The sequence below is a fragment of the Flavobacterium sp. genome, from assembly GCF_023151265.1.
Lineage (GTDB): Bacteria > Bacteroidota > Bacteroidia > Flavobacteriales > Flavobacteriaceae > Flavobacterium.
Genome location: NZ_JAKLJH010000214.1, coordinates 1 through 2,330, shown reverse-complemented (window position 1 = coordinate 2,330; position 2,330 = coordinate 1). Strand labels below are relative to the sequence as shown.

Here is a 2,330-nt window from a genome sequence, read left to right as displayed (position 1 = left end):
GTATCGGGTAACCGTGCCCGTGTGAAGGTGATCAAAAATAAACTGGCACCTCCATTCCGTCAGGCAGAATTTGACATCATTTTTGGAGAAGGCATTAGTAAAGTAGGGGAGATCATTGACATTGGCGTGGACAAAGGCATTATTAAGAAAGCAGGTTCCTGGTTTTCTTACGAAGACACTAAATTAGGACAAGGACGCGAATCGGTAAAAGCCCTGTTTGCTGAAAACCCTGATTTGGCCGATGAAATTGAAAGCAAAATTAAAGAGGTGCTGAGCGCTGAAGCGGCTCCGGCCGAATAAAAAATTGTTTAAAGATGAAGCGAAGGAGTTCTCTTCATCCCTTGAGATTTGTTAATGGAAGTCCTGAAGCGCACGCTTCGGGACTTTTGTTTTTAGGACTCTGCAAACTTTTAAAATATAGAAATACTTTGTATCTTCATAAGATTAAACCCAAAGCTCCGAAATTAATTACAAATGCTTACAAACAATTGTAAACGGCTTTATGGCGCTTAGCGGGTAGTTACCTCCAATGCGCCCGGACAGAATTTCAATCGACAAATTCACGGCTGACAATTAACTTTTCGGAAGACTTTAGGGCACGCAACTAATAAACATTTTAGGGAACTAGAAACAGTTTTTAGTTTTTTTCTCTCCTCCCCTTTTTGCGGGTTTTAAAAACCCGTTTTGGCTATACCTAATTTAGCACATTTGCTTTTTGCCCTCCATAGACGCAGACGCAATTGCAAAAATCAAAAGAGCTAAATCCCTCCCCTACACAATTAGGTGTGCATTGCACAATTTGTGCGCGTGTGCTTGACGCACCATAAGGCGCGCCACAGGCGTAAGGTTATTTATTTTAAAAACAAATGATTTGTAAAAAGTGAATGCGGTGCACTAACAAGGTTGATGTCAAATTTTAGCGACGGTTCTACCCGAGAACTTGCATTATGAATTCTGAAGGATATTTGCCATCCTTCACTTAAAGATACCAAAAGTGTTGTTTTAGAATTATCTTGATACACAACTTCGATAAGTCGATTTGGTAGTTTTAATTTTGGAATTTTTGCTTTTGGTTTAATATTTTCAAATGGTAAATTCAAACTTCCATGAAGATTGTACGCTTGAATTTCTACTTTTTTATCTCCTTTGATTACTTTATAAAAATCTTTATTCCCAATTAAATATTCAACTAATCGTTGAGCAACAATACCTGGGTTTTCTTTGTCTAATTTGATTAACTCTTTTTTGAATGCATTTAAAACAGGGATATATACACTTGTATGATAGTCTCCTAATGCTTCCCATTTATGAGTTGCTTTACTAGCTTTTCTAATTGACGCTAATTCATCAAAAATTGATTTTATCTCATTAAAATAATTTTCAGAGCAGCTGAATCCAACCCACTTTTCTCCGAAATTTATATCATTAGATAATCTCGAATGCTTAACAGCTCTGTGATTATTTTTTGCAGAAATTCCAATTTCCCACTTTTGTAAAGACCTAATTGCTAATACATCTCTTACATCTCCAGTTTGTCCTTTTTGATCAGAAACAATTTCAAGTTGCAATTTATCCTCTTTACTAACACCATTTGATAAACGAGGCTCTATGTCAATTAAGAAATTTACAGCAAAACTAGCTACTAATTTATAATGACCTTGTTCTTTTTCATCAAAACTTAAAAAACATTTTAGTGCAGTCTTATAAGGTTCGTTATTTACAACTTCCACTGTTGTAATAGATTTTAAACGTTCTAAAAATTCATTCAGTAAAGCATACTCAAAAGCTTTACCATTTATAGTCTGAGTTGCTACTTTTGCCATTAAACTGCTATACTATTTATAATCTCATTCATTTTTTCAATAACAAGATTTCCGTTAATTTCCTTAATAACCCCCTTAGATTGTACTTTTTTTGTTGTTTTTATAGAACTTAAATCTTCGTGTATTTTTTTTCCAAGAATAGTACCCATTTTAACAGGCACTGCATTTCCAATCATTTTATAGCCAGCTACAACATTTGAGTAATGAAAAATAAAATTATCAGGAAATGTTTGTATTCTAGCGCATTCTCTAACACTAAGCCTTCTGTATAATTTTTCTTTTCCTTTAACAAACTCTCTAACATTTTGTTCTATAAATTTCATCTTAGGTGCTTGAGGATGAATTGGAGCGTGGCGACCACCTGCCTGAATTGTAAATGATACTTCATCCCAAGAACGAACTCTATTACGAGACATAAAAATAGACGAGAATCCACCAATCATATATTCATGATTTGCAACTTTACATTCTTTACCATTTGTATAGTTTCCTGCTTTTGCAGCAAGA

At 34.5% G+C, this 2,330-nt stretch carries 2 protein-coding genes and 1 pseudogene; 1 reads left to right on the top strand and 2 read right to left on the bottom strand.

The window, feature by feature from the left end; all coding sequences use genetic code 11:
• Positions 1-300, top strand: a pseudogene (locus L6Q46_RS13665) (DNA recombination/repair protein RecA); the annotation flags it as partial.
• Positions 301-851: 551 nt separating this feature from the next.
• Here the strand turns inward: L6Q46_RS13665 and L6Q46_RS13660 are convergent.
• Positions 852-1,823, bottom strand: coding sequence for a HaeIII family restriction endonuclease (locus tag L6Q46_RS13660; RefSeq protein WP_291284771.1), 972 nt, complete (start codon positions 1,821-1,823; stop codon positions 852-854).
• A partial coding sequence (locus L6Q46_RS13655) for a DNA cytosine methyltransferase (RefSeq protein ID WP_291284770.1) occupies positions 1,823-2,330 on the bottom strand: 508 nt, incomplete at its 5' end. The genes L6Q46_RS13655 and L6Q46_RS13660, both read right to left, overlap by 1 nt.

Excerpts from the sequence above, each read along its gene's own strand:
- L6Q46_RS13660 (WP_291284771.1), bottom strand. The coding sequence starts at position 1,823 with ATGGCAAAAGTAGCAACTCAGACTATAAATGGTAAAGCTTTTGAGTAT.